The sequence below is a fragment of the Spirulina sp. CCNP1310 genome (assembly GCF_034932185.1).
Lineage (GTDB): Bacteria > Cyanobacteriota > Cyanobacteriia > Cyanobacteriales > Spirulinaceae > Spirulina.
This window is the reverse complement of the sequence record NZ_JAYGHW010000088.1, coordinates 1-1,059: the sequence shown is the minus strand read 5'-3', so window position 1 is coordinate 1,059 and position 1,059 is coordinate 1. Positions and strand designations below refer to the sequence as shown.

The 1,059-nt window shown below is 58.7% G+C and carries 1 protein-coding gene; it reads left to right on the top strand.

All coding sequences use genetic code 11. The features are described from left to right. A partial coding sequence (locus VB712_RS14000; protein WP_323255741.1) for an IS630 family transposase occupies positions 1 to 1,059 on the top strand: 1,059 nt, incomplete at its 5' end.

Sequence of the window (1,059 nt, the reverse complement as noted above, 5' to 3'; positions counted from 1 at the left end):
TTTTTAGGGATGTGGTGTTTTATGGATATGGATACAACTGATGGCAGATCACTAACGGCCGAGGCTCAGGAAGACCTGAGGCGTCGGGTGGTGCGGGCGGTGGTCGACGAGGGGATGTCCAAGGCGCACGCCGTGCGGACATTCGGTGTGTCGAAGACCTCCGTGTATCAATGGCTGAAAGCTTACAAGGCCGCGGGAGAGCGGGCGCTGACGTCTCGTCCGCGCGGCCGCCCCCGGCGATCGACCCTGAAAGGGCATCAAGCGGCAACGACCGTGCGGATCATCACCGACCGCTGCCCCGATCAACTCAAATTGTCTTTCTCTTTGTGGACACGGGCCGCGGTGCAAGAGTTGATTGAACATCGCTGGGGATTGAAATTGAGTGTGTGGACGATTGGCCGCTATCTCAAGAAGTGGGGGTTCACCCCGCAAAAGCCGCTCAGACGTGCCTACGAACGGGATCCGGTGGCGGTGCGGCAGTGGCTGGGCGCCGAGTATCCCGTGATCGCCCGCCAGGCGAAATCCGAGGGGGCAGAGATTCACTGGGGGGACGAAATGGGGTTGCGGAGCGATCATCAGACCGGCACCTCATATGGCCGCAAGGGACAGACGCCGGTCATTCCAGGCACTGGGAAGCGGTTCGGCTGCAACATGATTTCAACCATCACAAATCGCGGCAAACTCACATTTATGGTGTTTACACAACGGTTCACCGGAGATGTCATGATCGACTTCCTGAGACGTCTGCTGCGGCAATCGTCGCGAAAAATCTATTTGATCGTCGATGGGCACCCGGTCCACAGCTCAGGGAAAGTGAGTCGCTGGGTGGCCCGGCACGCGGACCGCCTGTCCCTGTTTTTCCTGCCCGGCTACAGCCCCGATCTGAACCCGGACGAACTCCTCAACCAGGACGTGAAATCCAACGCCCTCGGCCGCCGTCGCCCCGGCAACCGCCAGGAACTACTGGACGAACTCCGCTCCTATCTCCGTAGTACCCAGAAACAACCCCAAATTGTGATGAACTACTTTCAACACGAATCCGTCAACTACGCAGCATAA